The following is a 23,063-nucleotide window of genomic DNA, read 5'->3' on the forward strand; positions in this document are numbered from 1 at the left end:
GGGCTGCGGGGCTACTTGACCCCGGCCCACATTTCAATCAGGCCGATGCCGAAGAACAGCACGAAGGCCGCGGAAACAACCCACATCAATGGGTGGATTTCCTTGGCGCGTCCCTGGGTGGCGCGGATGAACACGTAGGAGATGAACCCGGCGCCGATGCCATTGGCGATCGAGTAGGTGAACGGCATCAGGGTGAAGGTCAGGAAGGCCGGCAGCGCGATGCCCCAGTCGTTCCAGTCGATCTTGGAAACCTGGGTGATCATCATGAAGCCGACGACCACCAGGGCCGGAGCCACGGCTTCGAAAGGCACCAGGTAGATCAGCGGGCTCAGGAACATCGCCACGATCATCAGCAGGCCGGTGACCACCGAGGCCAGGCCGGTGCGGGCGCCCTCGCCGATGCCGGCGCCGGACTCCACGAAGATCTGCGCCGAGGAGCTCGAGGTGCCGCCGCCGACGATTGCGCCGGCCGCGTCCACCAGCAGGACCTTGTCCACATCGGGGATCTGCCCGTTCTCGTCCATGGAACCGGCTTCGGAAGCCAAGCCCACCATGGTGCCCATGGCGTCGAAGAAGATCGAGAGTAGGATGACGAAGGCCAGCAACGAGGCGGCGGTGACGCCGATCTTGCTGAAGGCGCCGAACGCGCTGACCTGGCCGATCAGCGACAGGTCCGGCAGGGTCCATTCAGGCAGCGACGGAACCACCAGCGACCAGGTGTTGGTTTCCATCGCGCCGATGTGGAAGACGGCTTCGAGGGTGTTGGCGAGGATCGCGGAAACGACGATGCCGATCAGGATTGCGCCCTTGACCTTGCGCACCACCAGGGCCATGGTCAGCAGCAGGCCGACGACGAAGACCAGGATCGGCCAGCCCATCAGCTCGCCGTCGAAGCCCAGGCCCACCGGCACGGTGGTGTTCGCGGCATCCGGAAGGCGCTGGACGAATCCGGCATTGACCAGGCCGATCAGGGCGATGAACATGCCGATGCCCACCACGATCGCGGTCTTCAGCCCGGCGGGAACCGCGTTGAACACCGCGGTTCGGAATCCGGTAAGCACCAGGCCGAACATGACCACACCGGCAATGAGCACCAAGCCCATGACGTCGGCCCAGGTCAGTTCCGGGTTCGTGGCCACGGTGATGGCCACGAAGGCATTGACGCCCAGGCCGGTGGCCATGGCGAATGGGTGACGGGCCCAGATGCCCATCAGGATGGTCAGGATGCCGGCGACAAATGCGGTCACTGCGGCAACGCGCTGGATGCCCAACTCGCCGCCCGAGGAATCGGCACCGGAAAGAACCAGCGGGTTGAGGACGACGATGTAGCTCATCGCGAAGAAGGTGGCGATGCCGCCGCGAACTTCGGTGGAGAACGTTGAACGCCGTTCCGAAATCTTGAAATATCGGTTGATGCGTGCGCTTATAGCAGTCCCGGACGGGGATTTTGTGGAGGAGGGCATGGAAAAATTCTATGACGTTTCAGCCGCTGATTCATATCGATCCAGCTATTCAGTAGGCTGTACGCGAAAACTTTAGACCCAACTCACACCTAGAACTGCGGAAGCAAGTACATTGGTGGTAAGGGAAGTCACAACCCGTTGTATCTGAGGTATTTGAGGAGCGAGTCTGATGAGTGACGAAGCACCAGTAGCAGCAGAGAAGATCGAAGGAATTGTCGTTGGCGTAGACGGTTCCCAGCAGAGCAAATGCGCTTTGCGCTGGGCCGAACGCGAAGCGGTGCGCCGCGGCAGCGTATTGAATATCGTGTCCGCCTATACCATCCCGGTGTTTGCCGCATCCTCCATGGACGCGGGCTACTCAACCCTGGACGACGATCTGATCCGCGGGGGTGCCGAGGACATTGTGCGCCAGGCCCGTGCAGAGCTCGAAGGCAGCACAGCAACCATCCGCACCTATATCGAGTCGGGGGACCCGTCGGGCGTGCTGCTGGATCTGAGCCAGGACGCGGAATTGGTAGTAGTCGGAACCCGCGGCCGCGGTGGCTTCGTGGGCCGCCTGCTCGGTTCGGTCTCCTCGGCGCTGCCAGCGCACTCCAAGTGCCCAACTGTCGTGGTTCCGCTGGCCATGGCCAAGGAGCAGGAGGAAGCCGGCGCCGCCGTCGCGGCGGACCGCAAATGCATCGTGGTCGGCGTCGACGGCTCGGACCGCGCCCGTTCTGCGGTGCTGGCGGCAGCGGAGGCGGCCATCGCCAGCGACCTGACGCTGCGGCTGATCTGCGCGGTGCCGCCGGTGGGAGCGGCGCTGGCCTGGATGCCGGCGACCGTGGACCAGGAAGCCGTGCTCGAAGACGTGCGCTACCAGATGAGCGTGGGCACCAAATGGCTCAAGTCGCATTATCCGACGGTGAAGATCGAAACCGATGTGGTCTCCGGGCCGCCGGTTGAGGTGCTGATCCGCGAGTCCGAGCATGCGGTGCTGACCGTGACCGGCTCCCGCGGCCGTGGCGGCTTCACCGGGATGCTGCTCGGCTCGACCTCGCAGGGCGTCTTGCACCACTCCAAGGGCCCGGTCATGGTTGTGCCGGACTCGGACGATCCTCGGCTGGAGAACCGCAAGGACTTCGACACCAGGGCGCAGGAGCAGTAGCCGCGCCGCAACAGCCAGCATGCACGAAGGCCGCGCACCCACCGGGTGCGCGGCCTTCGTGCTCGAGGGGATCCAGCTTAGTAGCGGGCTGCCTTCGGGTAGAGGTTGTTGACGTAGCTCAGCGGAGTCACCGAGATGCCGGCACTCGGGTTGCGAGCGTGGACTACCTGGCCGTTGCCGATGTAGATGGCTACGTGGTAGAACGAGGATCCGCCATTGGATGACGAGAACACCAGGTCGCCCGGGCGCAGATTGCTCAGCGACACGTACTGCGGGGCGCTGGCGAACTGCTGCGACGAGGTGCGTGGCAGGCTGATGCCGGACTTGCCGAAGGCGCGCTGCGAAAAGCTCGAGCAGTCGAAGGCATCCGGTCCGTTGGCGCCGTAGACGTAGTACTTGCTTGGATCATCTGCAGTATTCAAGGCCCAGGAAATCGCTGCCGAGTAGTTGCTGGACTGCGGAGCAATCTCAGGCTTCGGCTCTGGCTTTGGTTCCGGCTTGGGGGTCGGCTTCGGGGTGACCTTGGGCTTCGGCTCAGGCTTCGGGGTGGCCTTGGGCTTCGGCTCCGGCTTCGGTTCGGCCTTCTTGGTTGGTTCCGGCTTCGGTTCGGCCTTCTTGGTTGGCTCTGGCTTCGGTTCGGCCTTCTTGGTTGGTTCCGGCTTCGGTTCGGCCTTCTTGGTTGGCTCTGGCTTCGGTTCGGCCTTCTTGGTTGGTTCCGGCTTCGGTTCGGCCTTCTTGGTTGGTTCCGGCTTCGGTTCGGCCTTCTTGGTTGGTTCCGGCTTCGGTTCGGCCTTCTTGGTTGGCTCTGGCTTTGGAGCTGCAGGTGGCTCAGTGGTTTCCGGTTCTTCTTCAACCTGCTCAGGCTCAGGCTCGACCGTTTCCTCTTCAGGTTCGGTCTGCTGCAGCTCGCGAGGCTTTTCAATCGTGAGCGGCTGAATGGTGAAGATGTCCTTTTCGGGAACGTTGACGTTTTCCTCTTCGGCGATCACTTCCGCAAGAGTTTCTTCCTGCTCCTGCGCCTCGCGCTCTTCAACCGCCTGGCGGACCTCGGCTTCTTCCTTCTGCTTCAAGGTTGCAAGGTGGCCGATCAATTCATCGCGCAGCTGCTGCTCAGGTTCGATAGCCGCTTCGTAGATGGCCAAGGTGCTGTTCGCGGTCGCTGCAGCGGCGTCATAGTTCGCTGCGGCTTCCTGCGCGGCATTCTGTGCCGCGTCGGCGTACTCCTGCCAAGCCGAAACGAGGCCCTCGGCCTCGGTGGCGGTGTTGACGGACTGAACCTTCTGTTCGCTCAATGCGTCGATGGTAGCGGCCTTGTAGAACAGGTCGCCTTCCTGGTTGTCATCAAGGAGCAGGCTCAGGGTTGAGGTGCCAGCGCCGTTGCGGTAGATATCTGAGGCGATAGCGCCCAGATCGTTGCGGCTCTGCTCCAAGTAAGTCTTTGCGTACTCAAGCTGTTCAACGGCCTTCTCAGCTGCAGCGGTGCGCAGATCGCGCTCTTCGCCGGCAGTAAGCAGGGATTCCTGGGCCTGTGCGGCTTCGGTTTCAACGCGCTGCAACTCGGCACGGCTGGAAGCAAGGGAAGCTTCGATTCGCGCGATCATCGCGTTCGTCGAAGCTTTGTCCTTCTTTGCTTCCTGGACTTCCGCGTCCGACGGCAGCGCAGAAGTGCTTGGTGCGGGAGCGATCGCCACAGACTGAGGGAGTGAAGCTGAAGTAGATGCGGAAGCGGGCAAAGCGCCTGCAAGGCAGGACACCGCTAGGGCCAGGGTGCTTGCAGCAACACCGAGCGTGTGGCGAGTAGCCATATCGTTCCTCACTAAGTACATGGATGACGCGGAGTGCGTGAGTCGTGACTTTCAGCAATATGAAGGTCACGATTCGGATAAGACTCCAAATAGCACATTAGGCCAATTAAGACACGCTTGGCAACACTGTTCACATCAGTCACATGAATCCCATCCGTGTAATTCTCGGGCCTATTCGGCGGTGATCTGCACAGATAATGGTTTTTCGGTCCTGTATGACTTATCGAGAGCAATTGGGAAATAACTAATAGATGCGTCTCGCTTCGTTACCAAGGGCTTACTTGCCATGAAGTTTGGGTAACGTGCGGGGTGAATGGGTGCGGCTCAAAGCGTTGCCTTTAAAAGGGATCGTCCCTGCGAAGTGCATGAAGATCCTTTGCTGCCCTCCGCGCTTGGCCGTGGTGGCAAGGGAAAGTGGCCGTGCCAAGTTCTTCCGGCGGCAATTTCTCGTCTCGCCGAGCTGGGCCGGCGCGAGCGCGGCAGGTGCCTGCCTATTAAGCACCACTTTGGTTATAGGCATCGCAATTGAGCCGCGTCGCCTTCCGGGTGGAGGATGTGCCCCAGCGGCTAGTTTCGATCGCTGGCCTGTGGCCCTGGTCTCTCTCAGCTGGAAACAGGCCGCCGGAATCTAATTGTTTTGTGAGGCAGATCTCAAAAGAAGATTTTGCGATTTCGGCGCTACGACCACCCTAATTCGTGCAATTTCGCATCGTCGATTCCGAAGTGGTGGGCCACTTCGTGCATCACCGTAATCCCGATTTCCCGCACCACTTCTTCACGTGTTTCGCAGGCTCGAAGCGTCGGATTCTTGAAGATCGTAATGCGATCCGGGAGTGCGCCGGCGCCCCAATCCAGGTCCCGTTCCGTGAGTGCGACACCCTCGTATAACCCCAGAATCTCAGGGTTTTCCGGCTCTCCAGGGAGAGGCTCGTACTCGTCTTCGATGAAGAAGATGACGTTGTCCATCATTGCGAAGGCGGCCTCTGGAATCGCGTCGATAGCCTGTTCGACCAGAGCCTGGAATTCGTCGTCATCCATCTCGAAAAGCATGGTTCCAGACTATGCCTGTGCACCCGATTTGGCATGGGCAAAACCCGCCCAGGAGCCGATTTTGCAAAAGCAAAAAACACTGCGTATAGTTATTGGAGTCCGCTACGGAGAAGCAAGAAACCGAAGCGAACAACTTAGGCCCCCATCGTCTAGCGGCCTAGGACACTGCCCTTTCACGGCAGCGGCACGGGTTCGAATCCCGTTGGGGGTACAAGCAACCACTTAGTGGTTGCCAGATGGAGAAATCCATTGGCTTGCGAAAGCAAGGCCCTGTAGCGCAGTTGGTTAGCGCGCCGCCCTGTCACGGCGGAGGTCGCGGGTTCAAGTCCCGTCAGGGTCGCTCAATTTACTATTCCAATAGTAAATTTGGTGTCCACTTAGTGGTACCAGGCTCTGTAGCTCAGTTGGTAGAGCGTTCGACTGAAAATCGAAAGGTCACCGGATCGACGCCGGTCGGAGCCACGCAGGCCCTCGGTTCATCCCGGGGGTTTTACTGTGTGACTTGAATTTATTCAAAGCACCAGGCCCTGTAGCGCAGTTGGTTAGCGCGCCGCCCTGTCACGGCGGAGGTCGCGGGTTCAAGTCCCGTCAGGGTCGCATACTAAACAGAAGCTCCGGATTCCGGAGCTTTTGCTGTATCCGGGGACAGATAGCTAGTTTGCGCGACCCAGATGCCGCGGGCCGATCCAGCGACTGCTCAGCCGGCGGTATGCCGCAGCGGCACTCGTCAGGTCCTCGTCTTCCAATGCCTGAATACCGTGCATCAGATCATTCACGGATTCATCTGGCCACACAATTTCTGCCAGCAGTCCATAATCCAGTTCAATCACCGAGCGGCTGTCGAAAGTTTCCAGCCAGCCTCCCAGGCTGCCCAGCTCCTCGAAAAGCTGCGACTGCGGCGCATGGGTCGCCAGCGTCTGCACTGCCCAAGACAGGCGATTAATGGCCTGCTCGAAGGAGGCGTACATGCGAACGGATTTCAACTGCTCGCCGCTATACACCAGCTCGTGCTCGTCATCTTCGCGGAAGAGGGCGAACCAGCCAAGCGGGATGCCCCATGACGAGGTCCTCGTGTGCAGATGGGTCAGGTCTTTGGCCAGGCGGTCGGCATCAACGCGTTGGGCATTGGCCTGCCGCGCTGCCGGCGGCACCAGCAGGTCGAACACCTCGGTCCGCATGGCTTCTTCGGCTTGTTCGGCGGCGAGCAGGCTGCGTGCCTGCAGCTGTCCTGGGCAGTACCGGGTGTGCTCGGTGCCTTGGTAGTCCAAGGACTTCACGCTGCGGAAGAATTCCGGCTCGTCGTGCGGGAACGGGTCGGAGACGTTGCGCAGGGTGCGGCTCCAGAGCCGCTCGTTCTCGAAGGCGTCCCATTGCTCCCCGGTGCGCCGGGGAGTGCGCAAGATGATGGACTGGGCCCAATCCTCAAAGGCATCCAGCGGCTCATAGACGCGAAGGTGCGCTGTGGCGGCCGTCAGCTCTGCGGCGGGCCCAGTCATCTTTGCCGTCATGACTAGCCGGCCAGCTCCACGATGACCGGGGCGTGGTCGCTGGCGCCCTTGCCCTTGCGTTCCTCGCGGTCAATGCTCGCACCGATTACCCGTGCGGTGAGCGCCGGCGAGGTGAGCGAGAAATCAATGCGCATGCCTTCGCCCTTCGGGAAACGCAACTGCGTGTAGTCCCAATAGGTGTATTGGCCTTCGGTATGCGGGCGCACCACATCGGTGAAGCCCAGTTCCTCGAAGGCAGCGAAGGCGGCACGCTCTGGTGCTGACACGTGGGTCATCTTGTTCTCGATGAAGAAGTCGATGTCCCAGACGTCTTCGTCCTTTGGCGCAATGTTCCAATCGCCCATCAAGGCAATCTGCGCCTGGGGATTCTGCTCCAGCCAGCCGGCGGATTCCTGCTTGAGCACGTCCAGCCAGTTCAACTTGTAGCCCATGTGCTCGTCATCCAGCGCGCGCCCGTTCGGGACGTACAGGCTCCAGATGCGCACCTCGCCGCAGGTTGCCGCGATGGCGCGAGGCTCTTGGATCGGGTTCTTTCCGGCCTTGCCGAATTCCGGCTGTCCAGGGAAGGTGCGTTCAACATCTTCGAGGCCAACGCGGGAAGCGATGGCGACGCCATTCCACTGGTTGACTCCGAAGTGCGCCACCTCGTAGTCGTTGTTCTCGAACAGTTCCCAGGGGAAATTGTCGTCTTTGCACTTAGTTTCCTGGATAGCCAGGACATCTACATCGGTGCGGCGCAGCCAATCCTCAACACGGTCGGCGCGGGCTCGCAGCGAGTTCACATTCCAGGTTGCAATCTTCACTAGTTCAACCTATCAAGTTTGCTGTCCTGTGCCACTTCAATTTAGTTGGAAGTCCGAGTATATTCGACACCAGTAGGTGACCTCAATCACTCAAAGGAGAGTCTGTTGCCTGAGATTCTGACCGAACGCCGGGGGCACCTGGGACTCATAACGCTGAACCGGCCCAAGGCCCTCAACGCGCTCACCACGGACATGTGCCGGGAATTCCTCGACGCCCTGCTTCAGTGGCGCAATGACCCGGAGATCGCCCAAGTAGCGGTCATGGGCGCTGGGGAGCGCGGCCTGTGCGCCGGTGGGGATATCGTGGCGATCTACCGGGACATCCTGGACCGCAGTGGCGCTTCGGCCGACTTCTGGCGCATTGAATACCAGCTCAATGTCCTGATCGACGAGTACCCCAAGCCGTACATTGCGCTCATGGACGGAATTGTCCTTGGCGGCGGCATCGGCATCTCGGCGCACGGCAGCCATCGCATTGTTACTGAAGCCAGCCGGTGCGGCATGCCGGAAGTCGGCATCGGATTCTTCCCAGACGTGGGTGGAACGCATTTGCTGGCGCGTGCGCCGCATGCCGCCGGACGCTTGGCGGCCCTGACCGGAATGAAATTCGGCGCCGCCGACACCATCGCCTTGGGTCTGGCCGACTCCTATGTGCCGCAGGAGAAGATCCCTGACTTGCTCGCCGAGCTGGAAACCCAGCCCGCTGCGGCAGTGCTGGCCGACTATGCGCAGAGCCCGAAGCCCGGATTCCTGCACGAAGAATGGGTGCAGTCCTTTGGCGAGGAAAGCATCCCAGCAGTAGTGCATGCCCTGGAGCGCAACCACTCTCCGCAAGCCCAGGAAGCGCTGAAGGCATTGGCCGCTGCCTGCCCAAGCTCGGTACGCCTAGCCGAAGAACTCATTCGCCTGGCTGGAGCCGATTTGAGAACGGATCTGCAGCGGGAATACCGGGCCGCCGTGCATCGGCTCGACGACCCAGATTTCGCCGAGGGCATTCGCGCCGCAGTGGTCGACAAGGACCGCAATCCGCAATGGACCGAAACTGTCCTCGGCCAAACTCCGGCCCAACGCACGCAAAGGCACCTGGCACCCTTGCCGGGAGCAGAACTGACTTTCGCACTGCTCGCTGAAGATCTAGAGGAAAAGAGCCACTCATGAGCGTCAAACCAGTTATCGGATTCCTCGGCATGGGCCATATGGGACTGCCCATGGCCATTAACCTGCACAAGGCCGGCTACCGGGTCAAGGGCTTCGACGTGGTTCCTGCCGCGGTGCAGGCGGCCGCGGAAGCAGGCATAGCCACCGTGGCGACAGGCGCAGAGGCGGCCACCGATGTCGATATCGTCATCACCATGTTCCCCTCGGGCAAGCACGTGCTCGATGCCTACCGTGAATACCTGCTGGAGAACGCCAAGCCCAATACGCTCTTCCTGGAGTGCTCCACCATCGATGTAGCACAGGCCCGTGAAGCGGCGCAGCTTGCGGTTGACGCGGGGCATCGCAGCGCCGATGCCCCGGTTTCCGGAGGCGTCGTCGGGGCGGAAGCGGGGACCCTGACCTTCATGCTCGGTGCGCAGTCCGAGGATCTCGAGGAGATCACCGGCGTGCTTGAGCATATGGGCAAGCGCATCGTGCATTGCGGCGGATACGGCGCCGGACAGGCCGCCAAGGTCTGCAACAACATGCTGCTGGGCATCTCGATGATTGGCGCTGCCGAGGCGTTCGTGCTCGGAGAACGGCTGGGCCTGGAGCACCAGGCGCTGTTCGATGTCATTTCCTCGGCCTCGGGACAGTGCTGGTCGGTGACGACCAATTGCCCTGTACCTGGGCCGGTGCCAGCCTCTCCTGCCAATCGGGACTACCAGCCGGGATTCGCCGCCGCATTGATGGCCAAGGACCTGGGCCTGGCAGCCAGTGCGCTGGAGCATACGACGACCGATGCCCAGCTCGGCTCCCTTGCCGCGGTGCTGTACCGCAAATTCAGCGATGAAGGCAATGCGGGGACCGACTTCTCCGGGATCATCAACGCGATCCGCGACGGCTCGCTATAGGAAGTCCCCGGAGGCCTTGCGGAAGCGGGCCAGGATTTCGAAGATTTCGGTTGCGTCGGTGCCCGAAAGATTGCTTCGGGCGAAGAGCTTTTCGTTCAGGTCGTCACGGGCCGCGGGCAGCACCTGCTGGCCTGCGGTCGTGAGCTCCAATAGCCGGGTGCGGCCATCGGTTGGGTGCGGGATGCGCCGCACCAAGCCGGTGGCTTCCAGCCGGTCTACCGAATTGGTCAGGCTGGTTGCGTGAACCTGCAGCAGCTGGCTGGCCTGGCTCATCGGCAGGGAACCGCGCTTCGAGAAGCCGAGCAGGGCGAGCACTTCGAATCGCGCAAACGTCAGTCCGTGAGGCTTGAGGATGGCGTCGGCCCGCTGCAAGTAGATCGATGCGGTGCGCATCACCGCGGTAATCGCGGCCATGGAATCGGCCTCGGCTGACCACCCATGGGAAATCCACTGTTCCCTGGCTTGCGCGATTGGATCGCGTGGCAGCGGAGAAGTCATTTGCATACCCCCAAAAGAAGACTTAGTCCAACAATATACTTGGACTTCCTATGGTTTGGAAGGAATCCCCAGATGGACCTCTTGAATATGGCCGGACAACTGGAGGAAGCCGAACGGCAGCGGCTGCGTGAAATCAGCCAGGTGGCGCAGCGCGAGGTGCGCCGCCAGTCGATTGGCTACTGGAACCGCGAAGAATTTCCCGCCGAGCTGATCGGCAAGCTGGCCGAATTGGGGCTGGGTGGTTTGCAGCTGGAGGACAGCTCTCATCTGCTGCGCGGGCTGATCCATGCAGAACTCGCCCGGGCCGATATTTCAACCTCATCAGTGGTCGGCATCCATAATGAACTGGTGCTTGGGATGATCCACGAACTGGGGTCGGAGCAGCAGCGGGCGCGGTGGCAGGACAAGCTCGCCGGGTTTGAAGCCTTCGGCGCATTTGCGCTGACCGAACCGGAGCATGGATCGGATATCGCCGGAGGCATAGGCGCCACCGCGCACCGCGGCGGGGACGAATACGTCATCAACGGCGCCAAGCGCTGGATCGGCATGGGTACGCTGAGCGATTTCGCGCTGGTCTGGGCCAAGGACGAGGAGACTGCGCAGATCGGAGCGTACCTCGTTGAATCGGACCGCCCTGGATACAGCGCCACCAAGATTGAAAACAAGATCGGGCTGCGCGGCATGCAGAATGCGGATATCCGGCTGGAGAATGTGCGGATTCCAGTAGTGAACAAGTTGCCCGGGGCCACCAGCTTCGCCGCCGCAAACCAGCTGCTGATGCAATCGCGCGCTTGGGTGGGATGGCAGGCTGCCGGCGCGATTATGGCCACGCTCGACATCTGCAAGGCCTACGCCACGCAGCGCCAGCAGTTCGGCAAGCCGTTGGCCGCCTTCCAGCTGATCCAGCAGCCGCTGGCCGAAATCGCAGGCAATCTGGGCGCCTGCCTCTCCATGATGTGCGAGATTGCCCGCAAGCAAGAGCGTGGAAAACTGCGCATGGAGGATGCTGCCATGGCGAAGTCGACTGCCACCCGCCTGGCAAGGGAGTCGGCCGCGTTGGGCCGGGCGATGCTTGGCGGCAATGGCGTGGTGAGCGATTTCGAAATGGCCAAGGTCTTCTGCGATGTCGAAATTCTCCATACCTATGAAGGCACCTATGAGATCAACTCGCTGATCGTCGGGCGCGCGCTGACCGGAGTGAGCGCCTTCGTGTAGCCGGCTCCAGCGTACTTCAAGATTTTCCTTTCCAAACCATAACAAGTACTTTCCAAAATGGAAAGTACTTATTATGGTCAAGGGACAAGGAAGATCGAAGTCAAAGGAGCAGGACAATGAAGATTCCATTCAGCACTTGGTACACCGTCATCATCGTTTCGGCAGGCCTAGCCTTCGCGGCAATGGCCATGACCGCCTATGCCACGGGCAACAACTCGCTGCTCTTCATCGGCATGGGCTTCTTCATGGCCCTCTGCATGACCATGACTTCCATCCATGCCCAGCGTCAGCAGAAGGCCCGCAAGGCGGCCATCAAATGAGCTCCGACAATGAAATGACTCCCGAAGAGCAACTTGCCGCCCTGGGGATGGCGCAACAGGGAATGCAGCGGGCTGCCGGATACGGTGCCAAATTGCTGGGCACCTATTGCATCATCCTGGGGGTCCTCATGGGCGGGCTGGCGGCGCTGCTGCAGCTCTATCGCCCCGACGAGAATTTCACCGGCTTCATCGTCATCATGGTTTTGTTTGCCATAGCCGTCATAGCTATTTCCTTGGCCTACGGGAAGCTCTACCGCTCGCTGCCGCGCGGGCATTCAAAAATGTACCTCCGGGGATTCACTATCAGCATGGTGCTTTATGCGGTGGCTGTTGCGTTGCTCGGAGCCGGATCCATGGGCTGGGGCGTCATCGCGTTGATCTGGATCATCGTTGCCGCACCGTTGTCGCTGACCGGAATTGCGATGGTGCGCAAGTGAGTTCCCATGCCCGTGAACGGCTCAATGACGATTTCTCCAACCCGGTGCGGCTTTCGCTAATGGGTTCCCTGCAAGCAGTAGACGAAGCTGACTTCAAATCCTTGAAGGAAGCCATCGGCATTTCGGATTCGGTGCTGTCGCGGCATTTGAGCGCACTGGAGGCCGGAGGGTACGTGCAGATCAAGAAGGGGTACGTGGGCAAAAGGCCCCGCACCTGGGCGAAGCTGACTTCGTCCGGGCAAGAGGCCTTTGCGCAACATGTCCAGGCGCTGAAGGAAATTACCGGATTGGGATAACTGCTAGGCGCGCCACCACTTGTCCCAGTAGGTGGCAGGCACGGTGCGCTTATGCCGTGATCCCAGGAAGCGCCGCTCGATGGCTTCGGCAGCGGACGGATCGATCTCTCGGCCCTCGAGGTAATCGTCAATCTGCGGATAGGTCAGGCCGAGCTCGTCTTCATCTGCGCGCAGGGGCTGGCCATCCAGCAGATCCGCGGTCGGCTCCTTGGCCCACAGCAGCTCAGGGGCCTGCAGCTCGCGCAGCAGCGCCTGGTTCTGGCGCTTGTTCAGTCCGGCCAAGGGCAACAGATCCGCTGCGCCGTCGCCGAACTTGGTGAAGAAGCCGGTGACCGACTCGGCCGCGTGGTCGGTGCCCAGTACCAGCATCCCGCGGTCGCCGGCCATGGCATACTGCATCAGCATTCGGGAGCGGGCCTTGAGGTTGCCGCGGTTGAAATCGCTCAGCGACGGGTGCCCTGCATCAGCCAAGGCCTCGTCGAAGGCGGCGACCGGCTTCTGGATGTTCACCTCGAACTGCTCGTCGGCAGCCACGAAATCCATGGCGGCTTGAGCATCGGCAGCATCCTTCTGCACGCCATGCGGCAGGCGCACCGACACGAAGCGGGCCTCGCCGCCAACATCTCGCACCTCTTCAACTGCCAGCTGGGCCAGACGACCAGCCAGCGTCGAATCGATGCCGCCGGAAATACCCAGCACGAATCCCTTCGCACCGGTGGCGGACAGATAGTCCTTGAGGAAGTCGATGCGCCGGCGGATCTCGCCGGCCGGGTCGATTTCCGGGCGCACGCCCAGCTCTTCAATGATCTTTGCTTGCAGTTCACGCATGCTTCTAATCCTAGGCATGAGCCATCGCCGTGCGGTACCGCTGCACCGGCTGGGAACGAAAGTTAATCTGTTCTCAACAAATCCCGGCGGGGCTATGCTGATTCCCGGTCGGGATCCCAGCCCAGATTCCGGGCGATCTTCTCCAGGGTTTCAACCACAGCGTCATATTCGGAACCATCCAGGTCCTGGCCGAACTGGGTGCGGATCTTCTCCACCAGCTCGCTGAGCTTGAGCAGCGAAGTGTGCCCACGCTCGGTGATGGAATATTCGCCGTTCACTGCCGTAACCCAACCTGATTCGATCAGCTCGGCAAGGTGTTCCCGCAATGATTGCGGTTCATCCGGGGAAGCGAAGAATGGGGAAAGCCCGGCGTCCAGCTGCGCCTCGGTGGCAGGCTGCTGCTCCAGCAGGTTGAGCACCTGCCATTGCCTGCGCGTCACACCGTGTTCTTCCAAAGTCGCTGCAAACTGCTCGTCAATCAGCGAATCCACCAATTTCAACCAGTAACCCAAGGGGCGTTTTGCGTTCATGAAATCAGCCTAGCCATGATGCCGACTAGAATCGAGGTATGAGCGAAACCAGCGCGCGTGAGCGACTAAAAGAACTGATCCAAGAACTAGCCATTGTGCGCGGCAAGGTCACCTTGTCCTCGGGCAAGGAAGCCGATTACTACATCGATCTGCGCCGTGTCACCCTGCATCAGGAAGCATCCGGACTCGTTGGCGAAGTCATGCTTGACCTGCTGGACGAGGTCAAGCTGGAATTCACCAATGTCGGCGGCCTGACCATGGGCGCCGACCCGGTAGGCACCGCCATCATGCACACCGCACGTGCCCGGCAGCGCGCCATCGATGCATTCGTGGTCCGCAAGGCGCAGAAGTCCTATGGTATGGGCCGCCAGGTTGAGGGGCCAAGCGTTGAAGGCCGCGATGTCATCGTGCTCGAAGATACTTCCACCACTGGCGGCTCCGCGCTGACCGCTGTAGAAGGTGTGCGCAAGGCAGGCGGCAACGTCATTGCCGTGGCAGTGATCGTTGACCGGGACACCGGAGCCAAGGAACGCATCGAAGAAGAAGCCGGCGTCCCCTACCTGTTCGCCTACGGCAAGGACGAGCTGGGCCTGTAGCCAGCGCAGGATCGCACGGACAGCACCTCGTTGCGCAGTGGAAAATTTCCGGTGCGTAGCGGGGTGCTTTGCTTTGCCCGTTAGCTGTTGCGCGCACGCGAGGTGGTCTCGCGCGGAACGAGCACCGCTGGCAAGTGGTCCGGGGATTGGACGTTCTCGCCGGAAAGCAGAGCCAGCAGCATGTTCACCGCTTGGGCGCCCATCTCATGCAGCGGCTGGCGCACGGTGCTCAGCGGGGGAGTGGCCTGTGCTGCCTCGGGAATGTCGTCGAACCCGATGATCGAGAGATCGCCGGGAACCTGCAGCCCGCGTTCGCCGGCAACTTCCAACGCGGCCAGGGCCGAAAGGTCGTTGGCCGCAAAGATTGCGGTGGGCGGTTCGGGCAGATCGAGCAGGTCATTGGCGGCCTGCACGGCAGCGTCATGCTGGTAATCGCCGTCGCGCGCCAACTGCTGGTCGAATTCCACGCCGGTCTCTTCCAGTGCTTGGCGGTAGCCCTGCTCGCGCAGGTGCGCGGATGCCAGATCCGCTCGTCCGCGGATATGCCCGATGCGGCGATGGCCCAGATCCAGCAGGTGCTTGGTGGCAGTGTAGGCTCCGGCGCGGTTGTCCACATCGATGGCCAGCGGCATCTGCGGCCCCGTATGCGGGTCAATGGCGACGACCGGAACCGAGCTATGCGGGACCTCCACCGTGGGGGTGACGATGATGGCGCCGTCGATCAGGGTTCCTCCCAAACGGGACAGCGAGCGGCGCTCCCAGCCGGCATGCCCGTCCGGGGAAAGATTGCCCGCGTAGGCCATTAGATCGTATTCCGTTCCGCGCAGGGTCGCGGAGATGCCGTTGAGCAGGCCCAGCGAGAAGGGCTCGAATTCCGCAACCAGGATGCCGATGATGTTGGTGCGGGTGCTGCGCAGCGAGGAAGCGACCAGCGAGGTCTCGTAACCCAGCTCGCTGATGACCTGGTGGACCTTGGCGATGGTAGCCGGGGCAACCCCGTAGCGGCCGTTGACGACCTTCGAAACGGTTGAGACCGAGACCTGCGCGGCGCGCGCGACATCGTTGATGGTCACGCGTGAGCCGGAGGGCTCGCCGGAGAGCTGCTGCTGGGCGGGGATCTCGGGAATTCCGGTCTGAGGGGTCATCACTCGACTAACAGTAGCGCAAAACGCTCTGGGAAATCGTGGTTTCACGGGGAAATGGCGGGGAATCGCGAACTTTTCGATAACGTTTTCGCGATGGATTTGGAAAACGTTATCGAAAACGATTGACATGACCTGCGTCACGGTGAAATTCTTGGTGGAGCCAATCGCCTGCCGCCCGAGGTCGACAGGTCATCATCACAGCTGAGGAGCACGAGCATGTTATCCAAGACCCGAGGTGCGCAGATCCTGGCGCTGGCCGCCACAACCGCCTTGCTGGCCACTGGCTGCGCCGCCGGCGCAAAAGAGGATGGGAAGTCGGCTGACGGAACGACCACAATCACCTGGTGGCACAACTCCAACAATGGCGACGGCAAGGCCTACTACGAAAAAGTGGCGGCCGACTTCGAAGCCGCCCACGAAGGTGTGAACGTAGAAGTCAACGCAATGCAGCACGAGGACATGCTCACCAAGCTCGATGCGGCTTTCCAGAGCGGCGATGCCCCGGATGTCTACATGGAACGTGGCGGCGGCGAGCTGGCGGCGCACGTGGCCGCGGGACTGACCAAGGACCTGACCGATGCGGCCGCCGAGGAAATCGCCTTCCTCGGCGAGAGCGCCGGCGGCTGGCAGCTCGATGGCAGGACCTACGCCTTGCCGTTCTCCCTGGGCGGCGCGGGGTTCTGGTACAACAAGGCGCTGTTCAAGGAAGCGGGCATCGATTCGGCTCCGCAGACCTTCGACGAACTGATCGAGGCAACCGGGAAGCTGAAGCAGGCCGGCATCGACCCGATTTCCATTGGCGCTGGCGACAAGTGGCCAGCAGCCCATTACTGGTACTACGCGGCAGTGCGCGAATGCTCCCAGCAGACCCTTGCCGACTCGGTCGCCAATCTCGATTTCAGCGACCAGTGCTTCGTGGCGGCCGGGGAAGATGTGGACAAGCTGATCAAGGCCCAGCCGTTCAACCCGGGCTTCCTCTCCACCCCGGCGCAGTCCGGCCCGACCTCCGCTTCCGGCCTGTTGGCCACAGGAAAGGTAGCCATGGAACTGGCTGGCCACTGGGAGCCAGGGGTCATGCAGGGCCTGACCGAGGACGGCGCGGGCATGGGCGAGGACACCGGCTGGTTCCCATTCCCTGCCATCGAGGGCGGGCAAGGCGACCCTGCCGCGCAGCTTGGCGGAGGCGACGCCTGGGCAGTTTCCGAAGGCGCGCCAGATGCGGCCGTCGACTTCGTGAAGTACATGCTCTCCACCGAAGTCCAGCGCGGATTCGCCGAATTGGACATGGGCCTGCCGACCAACCCGGATGCCAAGGACGCGATCGCTGACCCAGCACTGGCCTCGCTGATGGACGTGCGTGACAGTGCTCCGTACTTCCAGCTCTACTTCGACACCGCTTTCGGCGCATCGATTGGCGGCGCAATGAACGATGAAATTGCCCTGCTCTTTGCCGGCAAGTCCAACGCTCAGAAGATCGTCGACGCCAGCCAAGATGCCGCTGACCTGGAGAAGTGATCCCCGCCGTGGCCCAAGAAGTAACCTGCGCCGCCAGCTTATCAACTGGCGGCGGCACCGATCTTGCCGACAAGGAGCGTTCCAAGGCAAACGCGCTGCCGGCTCCAAGAGACTCCAAGCGCGGACGCAAGCCAGCACAGAAGCGCAAGAATCTGGAGATCTTGTTCTTCGTCAGCCCGGCATTGCTGCTGATCGCGGTCTTCATGCTGGTCCCCATCATCCAGGCGGTGCGCTTTTCGGTGTACAACTGGAAGGGCTTCGGCCCGCTGGTGGACTTCGTAGGCTTCAAGAACTACGTCCGGGTACTGGGCAACGAGGTATTCACCGATGCCCTGGTCCATAACCTGGTCATCATCGGCGGCTCCATCGCCCTGCAGCTCCCGATCGGCCTGGGCATCGCACTGCTGCTGAACCGGAAGATGAGGATCCAGTCCCTGCTTCGCACCATCATCTTCGTGCCCTACGTGCTTTCCGAAGTCATTGCCGGGGTGGTCTGGTTCCAGCTCCTGCAGCCGCAGTACGGGGTCATCGACACCATCTTGTCCAAGCTGGGGATCCAAGGGCCGGCCCAGGGCTGGCTGGGTACGCCGGAACTCGCCTTGTGGACCGTGCTCGGCGTACTGACCTGGAAGTACCTTGGGCTGGCGGTGATCCTGTTCCTTGCCGGACTGCAGGGCGTGCCGTCCGAGCTCTACGAAGCGGCGGAAATCGACGGCGCTTCCTGGTGGCAGATCCAGCGGAAGATCACCATCCCGCTGCTGGGGCCCACCCTGCGCACCTGGGGCTTCCTGTCCATGATCGGATCGCTCCAGCTCTTCGACATGGTCTGGATCCTCACCGGCGGTGGCCCGGCCAACGCCACGACCACCATGGCCAGCTTTCTGGTTTCGGAAGGAACCAAGCGCCAGAACTTCGGCATTGCCGCGGCTGCTTCGGTCATCTTGTTCATCGTCGCCCTGGTGCTGGCCATCTCCTACCAGCAGTTCATCCTCAAGCGCGATGCGCAACCGGATGTCGAGCGCCCGAAGCGGAAGCGAGCCAAAGCATGAGCGCCACCTTGACCACCCGCCCGCAGCACACGCCGGCACAGGCCCGCCGCGCCAAAAAGCGCAATGGCCGGCAGGGTGGAAACGTCCTGGTCTACGCCATTGCCTTGGCGGTCGTCGCGATAACCCTGGGCCCAGTCCTCTACGGGGTGCTCGGCGGCTTCCGCACCAATGCCCAGCTGGCTGAGAACCCGGCAGGCCTTCCCGCTCCCTGGGTGCTGGAGAACTACACGGGCGTACTGGTAAACCCGGACTTCTGGCAGTACGCGCTGAACTCCACGATGATTGCGCTGATCACCACCGTTATCGTGGTGGTTTTCGGGATCATGGCCGCCTACCCGTTGGCCCGCTACCATTTCCGCCTGCGCGAACCGATCTTCATGGTCTTCGTGCTCGGCTTGCTGTTCCCCGCCACCGTGGCAATCGTTCCGCTGTTCATCCTGATCACCCGAGACCTGGGCATGGGCAACACCTGGTGGGGTGTGGCCCTGCCGCAGGCGGCCTTCGCGCTGCCCATGACCGTGGTCATCCTGCGCCCCTTCCTGATGGCGCTACCGCAGGAGCTGGAAGAAGCGGCCCAGCTCGATGGCGCCAGCCGCATGGGCTTCTTCTGGAAGATCCTGCTGCCGCTGTCCGGACCGGGCATGGTCACCGTCGGCGTGCTGGCCTTCGTCGGGTCATGGAACGCGTACCTGCTTCCGCTGCTGCTGCTGCGGGGGGAGATGCGCACCTTGCCGCTGGGCGTCGCAGACTACTCCAGCGAGCACTCGGCGGATACCGCCGGCGTCTTCGCTTTCACCGCGCTGGCCATGATCCCGGCACTGATCTTTTTCCTGGCCATGCAGAAACGCATCGTCAATGGACTGCAGGGCGCGGTCAAGGGCTGATCCAGCGCGCCTCAAGCTATCGAAATCTTTTGAAGACAAGGAAAAACCATGAAAACTGTCGAGCAAGCCTGGCATGACACCGCACTTCCTGCCGAGCAACGCGTCGCCGCGCTGATGGATGAAATGACACTGGAAGAGAAAGCCGCGCAGCTGGGCTCGTTCTGGATCCGCCCTGCGGAAGCAAGCCAGGATGGCGAGGGCAATGTGGCGCCGATGGCCAACACCTTCGGCGCCGGACCCGACCTCGAAGACGCCATCAAGGACGGATTGGGTCATATCACCCGCGCCTTCGGCACCATCCCGTTGGCTCCCGCCGAGGGCCGCGAACGCCTGGTTGAACTGCAAGAGCAGGTCATTGCCGCCAACCGCCTGGGTATTCCGGCCATTGCCCACGAGGAATGCCTGACCGGTTTCACCACCCTGGGGGCCACCTGCTATCCGGCGTCCATCGCCTGGGGCGCAACCTTCAATCCGGAACTCATTGGAGGTATGGCCCGGCGCATCGGTGCCGACATGCGGAAAATGGGCGTGCACCAGGGCCTGTCCCCAGTCCTGGACGTTGCCCGGGACTACCGCTGGGGCCGGGTGGAAGAGACCATGGGCGAAGACCCCCACCTTGTGGGCGAGCTGGCGGTAGCCTATGTGCGCGGCTTGCAGGATTCCGGGGTGCACGCCACCTTGAAGCACTTCGCCGGCTACGCGGCCTCGCAAGCCGGACGCAACCATGCGCCGGTCTCCATGGGCCCGCGCGCCTTGGAGGACATCGTCTTCCCGCCGTTTGAACGCGCAGTTCGCGAAGCCGGAGTGAAGTCAGTGATGAACTCCTATGCGGACGTGGATGGCGAAGCGCCAGCGGGCAGCCACCGGCTGCTCACCGAAGTGCTGCGTGGCCGCTGGGGCTTCAAGGGAACCGTCGTGGCCGACTACTGGTCTGTCAGCTTCCTGCACAGCATGCATGAAGTTGCCCCAGACGAGGACGCGGCCGGACGGCTGTCCTTGGAGGCCGGCATGGACGTTGAGCTCCCGGAGACCACGGCCTTCGCCAACCTGGCACAGGCCGTCCGCGCCGGAGAGCTGGAGCAGGAAGTCCTGGACACCGCCGTACGCCGCGTGCTGGCCCAGAAGCTCGAGATGGGCCTGCTGGACCCAGGCTGGAACCCGCGCAAGGCCTGGCTGGGCGATGACGTGGAACTGGACTCGGCGGATAACCGAGCCCATGCCCGGACAATGGCCGAGGAATCCATCATCCTGCTGCGCAATGAGCAGATCCTCCCCCTGGAGAACCCGGCACGCTTGGCGGTCATTGGCCCGAGTGCCTCCCAGCCGCGCACCCACCTGGGTTGCTACTCCTTCACCAACCACGTCTACTCGCGCTTTGCCGAGCAGCAGGACTACGGCGTGCCGATGGCCTCGATCCTCGAAGCCTTGCAGCAGGCTCCTGCGCTCGCCGGATCGCAGATCGAGTATGCACGCGGCGTGGACTTCACCGATCTGGATGATTCGGGCATCGCCCAGGCCGCCGAAGCGGCCCGCAACGCCGAAGTCGCGGTGGTCACCGTCGGCGACCTCGCCGGCCTCTTCGGCCGTGGCACCTCGGGAGAGGGCTGCGACGTTGTCGACCTGCGCCTGCCCGGGCGGCAGGGGGATCTGGTGGAAGCGGTGCTGGCGACCGGAACCCCGACGGTGCTGGTGCTGGTAGCCGGGCGGCCATATGCGCTGGGACAGTTTGTGGATCGTACCGCGGCCATCGTCCAGTGCTTCATGCCGGGGGTGGAGGGCGGGCCTGCGCTGGTCAGCGTGCTGACCGGCGAGAGCAACCCCTCGGGCAAACTGCCGGTACAGATCCCCGACCATATCGGCGGGCAGCCAGGCACCTACCTTGCCTCCAAACTGGCCTGGCATGCCGAAGGCGTCACGAATCTCGATCCGCGGCCGCTATACCCCTTCGGCTACGGCAGTTCCTACACCAATTTCGAAATCTCCGGCCTTGAGCTGTCGCAGACGTCGATTGCCACCGACGGAAGCTTCCGGATCAGCGCCACCGTAACCAACACCGGAGCACGCTCCGGTGCCGAAGTAGTGCAACTGTACCTGGCTGATGCGGTGTCGCAGGTGGTGCGTCCGCGCCGCTGGCTTGCCGGTTTCGCCAAGGTGCCGCTCGAGGCAGGGCAGTCGAAGCGGGTCACCTTCACGCTTCACGCCGACCGCACCTCGTTCACCGGCCTGTCTGGAAAACGCATTGTGGAACCGGGCACGTTCACGGCGCTGGTGGGTTCGAGCAGCGAGGATCTTGCAGTGCAAGCTGATTTCGAGATCACCGGGACAGTGCGTGAAGTGGCCGAAGGCCGCGTGATGGATACCCCGGTGGACATCGCGTAGCCGCTATGCGGTGCGACGCCGCAGTGTCAGTGAACCGACCAGCAGCGCGACGGCGATCCAGGCGACGATGACCAGCATGCTGCCTGCCGTCGCGGAATCCACTGTTCCCGCCGCGACATCTGAGAGGGCGTCGATGGCGTGGGACAGTGGAAGCCAGTCTCCAATGGCTTCCAGCACTCCGGGCAGCTGGTCGCGGGGCAGGATGATGCCGGCCAGCAGGAACTGCGGGATGACCAGTGCAGGCATGAACTGGACTACTTGGAATTCGGTGCGCGCGAAGGCGCTGGCCATCAACCCGAGGCTGATTCCCAGCAGCGCGTCGAGGGCTGCCACGGCAAACAGCAGCCAGAAGCTGCCTTCGATTTCCAGGCCGCAAACCCAGATGGCGAAGCTGACAGCGATCATGGTTTGGAAAATCGCGACCAGGGTAAAGGCCAGCGCATAGCCGAAGATGAACTCGCCCTTGGCCAGCGGCATGCTCAGCAGGCGCTCGAGGGTGCCGCTGCGCCGCTCGCGCAGGGTGGCGATGCTGGTGACCAGGAACATCACCACGAAGGGGAACAACGCGATCATGGCCGGACCGATGCGGCTGAAGGCCGGGGTGTCGGTGAAGATCCAGGCGATCAGGCCGATCAGCAGGCTGGGCACAATGAGCATCAACGCGATGGTCCGCGGGTCGTGGCGCACCTGGGCCAAGACCCGCCCGGTGGTGGCGAGTGTGCGTTTCATGGCTGCTTCCCTTCCGCCGCGGCCCGATGCTTCGGAACAGATGCCTTGCGGCTTGGCGGCTGCGCGGTGCCGCCTGCCGCGATCAGCGCAACGAAAGCATCTTCGGGATTCTGCGCACCGGTTGATTCCATCAACGCTTCCGGGGTCATCTGGCCGAGCAGTTTCCCCTCGCGCAGCAGCAGTACTTCATCGCACCGCATGGCTTCGTCCATGACATGGCTGGAGACGACAAGGCAAAGGCCGGTGGCCGCCAGTCGCGAGAACATCGCCCACAAATCCGCCCGCAGGACAGGGTCCAAGCCCACTGTGGGTTCATCCAGGATGACAATGTCCGGCGAGCCGAGCAATGCGATGGCCAAGGACACGCGATTGCGCTGCCCGCCGGATAGATCCATGGCCAGCCGGTCGGACTGATCCGTGAGGTCCGTGGTTTCCATGACCCGCTCCACTTCGGCCGCCCGCTGCCCGAGGATCTTGGCGAAATAGGCGATGTTCTGCTTGACGCTCAAATCGTCATAGACGCTGGCGGCCTGGGTCATGTAGCCGACCCGATGGCGCAGGGATTTGTGCCCGGCGGGCTGTCCGAGAACGGTGACAGTTCCGCCGCTGATGATCTGGTTGCCCACGATGCTGCGCAGCAGGGTGCTCTTGCCGCTGCCGCTGGGTCCGAGCAAGCCGATGATCCGTCCCGGCGCTAGTTGGAAGCCCACCTGGTCCAGGACCAGGGACCTTCCGCGTCTGACCACGAGGCGCTGCACATCGACACAAGCCTTTTTATTCATCACATAATGAATTTGAGACCCCCGCCAGCGGTA

The 23,063-nt window shown here is 62.2% G+C and carries 23 protein-coding genes and 4 tRNA genes; 16 read left to right on the plus strand and 11 right to left on the minus strand.

Annotated features, from left to right (window positions below; genetic code table 11):
- Positions 1–11: 11 nt before the first annotated feature.
- On the minus strand, positions 12–1,463 hold the full coding sequence (locus ACR9WD_RS00965) for an NCS2 family permease (RefSeq protein ID WP_434922512.1): 1,452 nt from the start codon (positions 1,461–1,463) through the stop codon (positions 12–14).
- Positions 1,464–1,632: 169 nt separating this feature from the next.
- On the opposite strand from ACR9WD_RS00965, the gene ACR9WD_RS00970 reads away from it, so the two are divergent.
- Positions 1,633–2,610 (plus strand): universal stress protein, encoded by a 978-nt coding sequence (locus ACR9WD_RS00970; protein ID WP_066143486.1) that lies wholly within the window; start codon positions 1,633–1,635, stop codon positions 2,608–2,610.
- A 77-nt stretch (positions 2,611–2,687) separates the two neighbouring features.
- On the opposite strand, the gene ACR9WD_RS00975 is transcribed toward ACR9WD_RS00970, so the two are convergent.
- Positions 2,688–4,415 (minus strand): NlpC/P60 family protein, encoded by a 1,728-nt coding sequence (locus ACR9WD_RS00975; protein ID WP_434922513.1) that lies wholly within the window; start codon positions 4,413–4,415, stop codon positions 2,688–2,690.
- 678 nt (positions 4,416–5,093) lie between these two features.
- Positions 5,094–5,465 carry a metallopeptidase family protein gene (locus tag ACR9WD_RS00980; protein ID WP_066143491.1) on the minus strand — a complete coding sequence of 124 codons (372 nt, stop codon included), beginning with the start codon at positions 5,463–5,465 and terminating at the stop codon, positions 5,094–5,096.
- Positions 5,466–5,603: 138 nt separating this feature from the next.
- Between ACR9WD_RS00980 and ACR9WD_RS00985 the strand changes: the two genes are divergently transcribed.
- The 4 genes from ACR9WD_RS00985 (at position 5,604) to ACR9WD_RS01000 (ending at position 6,062) form a co-directional block, all read left to right on the plus strand.
- A tRNA-Glu gene (locus tag ACR9WD_RS00985) sits at positions 5,604–5,676 on the plus strand.
- Between the two features lie 55 nt (positions 5,677–5,731).
- Positions 5,732–5,805, plus strand: a tRNA-Asp gene (locus ACR9WD_RS00990).
- A gap of 49 nt (positions 5,806–5,854) precedes the next feature.
- A tRNA-Phe gene (locus tag ACR9WD_RS00995) sits at positions 5,855–5,927 on the plus strand.
- Between the two features lie 61 nt (positions 5,928–5,988).
- Positions 5,989–6,062, plus strand: a tRNA-Asp gene (locus ACR9WD_RS01000).
- A 56-nt stretch (positions 6,063–6,118) separates the two neighbouring features.
- Here the strand turns inward: ACR9WD_RS01000 and ACR9WD_RS01005 are convergent.
- Together ACR9WD_RS01005 and ACR9WD_RS01010 are read right to left on the minus strand one after the other, a co-directional pair.
- Complete coding sequence (locus tag ACR9WD_RS01005) at positions 6,119–6,961, minus strand: hypothetical protein (protein WP_434922514.1); 843 nt, start codon at positions 6,959–6,961, stop codon at positions 6,119–6,121.
- A gap of 14 nt (positions 6,962–6,975) precedes the next feature.
- Positions 6,976–7,776, minus strand: coding sequence for an exodeoxyribonuclease III (locus ACR9WD_RS01010; protein WP_423299436.1), 801 nt, complete (start codon positions 7,774–7,776; stop codon positions 6,976–6,978).
- 105 nt (positions 7,777–7,881) lie between these two features.
- Here ACR9WD_RS01010 and ACR9WD_RS01015 point away from each other — a divergent pair, with 105 nt between their 5' ends.
- Positions 7,882–8,934, plus strand: a complete 1,053-nt coding sequence (locus tag ACR9WD_RS01015) for a 3-hydroxyisobutyryl-CoA hydrolase (protein ID WP_073707291.1) — start codon at positions 7,882–7,884, stop codon at positions 8,932–8,934.
- On the plus strand, positions 8,931–9,827 hold the full coding sequence (mmsB, locus tag ACR9WD_RS01020) for a 3-hydroxyisobutyrate dehydrogenase (RefSeq protein WP_434922515.1): 897 nt from the start codon (positions 8,931–8,933) through the stop codon (positions 9,825–9,827). Before ACR9WD_RS01015 ends, mmsB begins: the two co-directional genes overlap by 4 nt.
- On the opposite strand, the gene ACR9WD_RS01025 is transcribed toward mmsB, so the two are convergent.
- Entirely contained in the window at positions 9,822–10,325 is a 504-nt protein-coding gene (locus ACR9WD_RS01025; protein WP_038992010.1) for a MarR family winged helix-turn-helix transcriptional regulator, read from the minus strand. The genes mmsB and ACR9WD_RS01025 overlap by 6 nt on opposite strands.
- A gap of 72 nt (positions 10,326–10,397) precedes the next feature.
- Here ACR9WD_RS01025 and ACR9WD_RS01030 point away from each other — a divergent pair, with 72 nt between their 5' ends.
- The 4 genes from ACR9WD_RS01030 (at position 10,398) to ACR9WD_RS01045 (ending at position 12,593) form a co-directional block, all read left to right on the plus strand.
- A complete protein-coding gene (locus ACR9WD_RS01030) occupies positions 10,398–11,540 on the plus strand; it encodes an acyl-CoA dehydrogenase family protein (RefSeq protein ID WP_434922516.1) in 1,143 nt (380 codons plus the stop codon).
- A gap of 116 nt (positions 11,541–11,656) precedes the next feature.
- Positions 11,657–11,860: a hypothetical protein gene (locus ACR9WD_RS01035; RefSeq protein WP_073707294.1), complete on the plus strand. Its 204-nt coding sequence runs from the start codon at positions 11,657–11,659 to the stop codon at positions 11,858–11,860.
- The gene (locus tag ACR9WD_RS01040) at positions 11,857–12,297 is read left to right on the plus strand and encodes a hypothetical protein (protein ID WP_073707295.1); all 441 of its coding nucleotides are present in this window, start codon (positions 11,857–11,859) and stop codon (positions 12,295–12,297) included. Before ACR9WD_RS01035 ends, ACR9WD_RS01040 begins: the two co-directional genes overlap by 4 nt.
- Positions 12,294–12,593 (plus strand): winged helix-turn-helix domain-containing protein, encoded by a 300-nt coding sequence (locus ACR9WD_RS01045; protein ID WP_038992006.1) that lies wholly within the window; start codon positions 12,294–12,296, stop codon positions 12,591–12,593. Before ACR9WD_RS01040 ends, ACR9WD_RS01045 begins: the two co-directional genes overlap by 4 nt.
- A 3-nt stretch (positions 12,594–12,596) precedes the next feature.
- Here the strand turns inward: ACR9WD_RS01045 and nadE are convergent, their stop codons facing one another.
- Together nadE and ACR9WD_RS01055 are read right to left on the minus strand one after the other, a co-directional pair.
- A complete protein-coding gene (nadE, locus tag ACR9WD_RS01050) occupies positions 12,597–13,421 on the minus strand; it encodes an ammonia-dependent NAD(+) synthetase (protein WP_073707296.1) in 825 nt (274 codons plus the stop codon).
- Between the two features lie 92 nt (positions 13,422–13,513).
- Entirely contained in the window at positions 13,514–13,951 is a 438-nt protein-coding gene (locus ACR9WD_RS01055; RefSeq protein WP_038992004.1) for a MarR family winged helix-turn-helix transcriptional regulator, read from the minus strand.
- A 38-nt stretch (positions 13,952–13,989) separates the two neighbouring features.
- On the opposite strand from ACR9WD_RS01055, the gene pyrE reads away from it, so the two are divergent.
- Positions 13,990–14,547: an orotate phosphoribosyltransferase gene (gene pyrE, locus ACR9WD_RS01060; protein WP_434922517.1), complete on the plus strand. Its 558-nt coding sequence runs from the start codon at positions 13,990–13,992 to the stop codon at positions 14,545–14,547.
- An 80-nt stretch (positions 14,548–14,627) separates the two neighbouring features.
- On the opposite strand, the gene ACR9WD_RS01065 is transcribed toward pyrE, so the two are convergent.
- Positions 14,628–15,692, minus strand: coding sequence for a LacI family DNA-binding transcriptional regulator (locus tag ACR9WD_RS01065; protein WP_073707297.1), 1,065 nt, complete (start codon positions 15,690–15,692; stop codon positions 14,628–14,630).
- 216 nt (positions 15,693–15,908) lie between these two features.
- Between ACR9WD_RS01065 and ACR9WD_RS01070 the strand changes: the two genes are divergently transcribed.
- From ACR9WD_RS01070 to ACR9WD_RS01085, 4 genes are read left to right on the plus strand one after another with little or no spacing between them, the layout of a single operon-like run.
- The gene (locus ACR9WD_RS01070; RefSeq protein ID WP_073707298.1) at positions 15,909–17,207 is read left to right on the plus strand and encodes an ABC transporter substrate-binding protein; all 1,299 of its coding nucleotides are present in this window, start codon (positions 15,909–15,911) and stop codon (positions 17,205–17,207) included.
- Between the two features lie 8 nt (positions 17,208–17,215).
- Positions 17,216–18,256, plus strand: a complete 1,041-nt coding sequence (locus ACR9WD_RS01075) for a carbohydrate ABC transporter permease (RefSeq protein WP_083586860.1) — start codon at positions 17,216–17,218, stop codon at positions 18,254–18,256.
- Positions 18,253–19,140, plus strand: a complete 888-nt coding sequence (locus ACR9WD_RS01080) for a carbohydrate ABC transporter permease (RefSeq protein ID WP_073707299.1) — start codon at positions 18,253–18,255, stop codon at positions 19,138–19,140. Before ACR9WD_RS01075 ends, ACR9WD_RS01080 begins: the two co-directional genes overlap by 4 nt.
- Positions 19,141–19,188: 48 nt before the next feature.
- Positions 19,189–21,519 (plus strand): glycoside hydrolase family 3 N-terminal domain-containing protein, encoded by a 2,331-nt coding sequence (locus tag ACR9WD_RS01085; RefSeq protein ID WP_073707300.1) that lies wholly within the window; start codon positions 19,189–19,191, stop codon positions 21,517–21,519.
- 3 nt (positions 21,520–21,522) lie between these two features.
- Here the strand turns inward: ACR9WD_RS01085 and ACR9WD_RS01090 are convergent, their stop codons facing one another.
- Positions 21,523–22,248 (minus strand): ABC transporter permease, encoded by a 726-nt coding sequence (locus ACR9WD_RS01090; protein WP_423299440.1) that lies wholly within the window; start codon positions 22,246–22,248, stop codon positions 21,523–21,525.
- Positions 22,245–23,030 (minus strand): ABC transporter ATP-binding protein, encoded by a 786-nt coding sequence (locus ACR9WD_RS01095; protein WP_052253849.1) that lies wholly within the window; start codon positions 23,028–23,030, stop codon positions 22,245–22,247. The genes ACR9WD_RS01090 and ACR9WD_RS01095 overlap by 4 nt, the downstream gene beginning before the upstream one ends.
- Between the last annotated feature and the right edge of the window lie 33 nt (positions 23,031–23,063).

The organism is Glutamicibacter sp. PAEs-4, from assembly GCF_051161755.1.
GTDB lineage: Bacteria > Actinomycetota > Actinomycetes > Actinomycetales > Micrococcaceae > Glutamicibacter > Glutamicibacter nicotianae.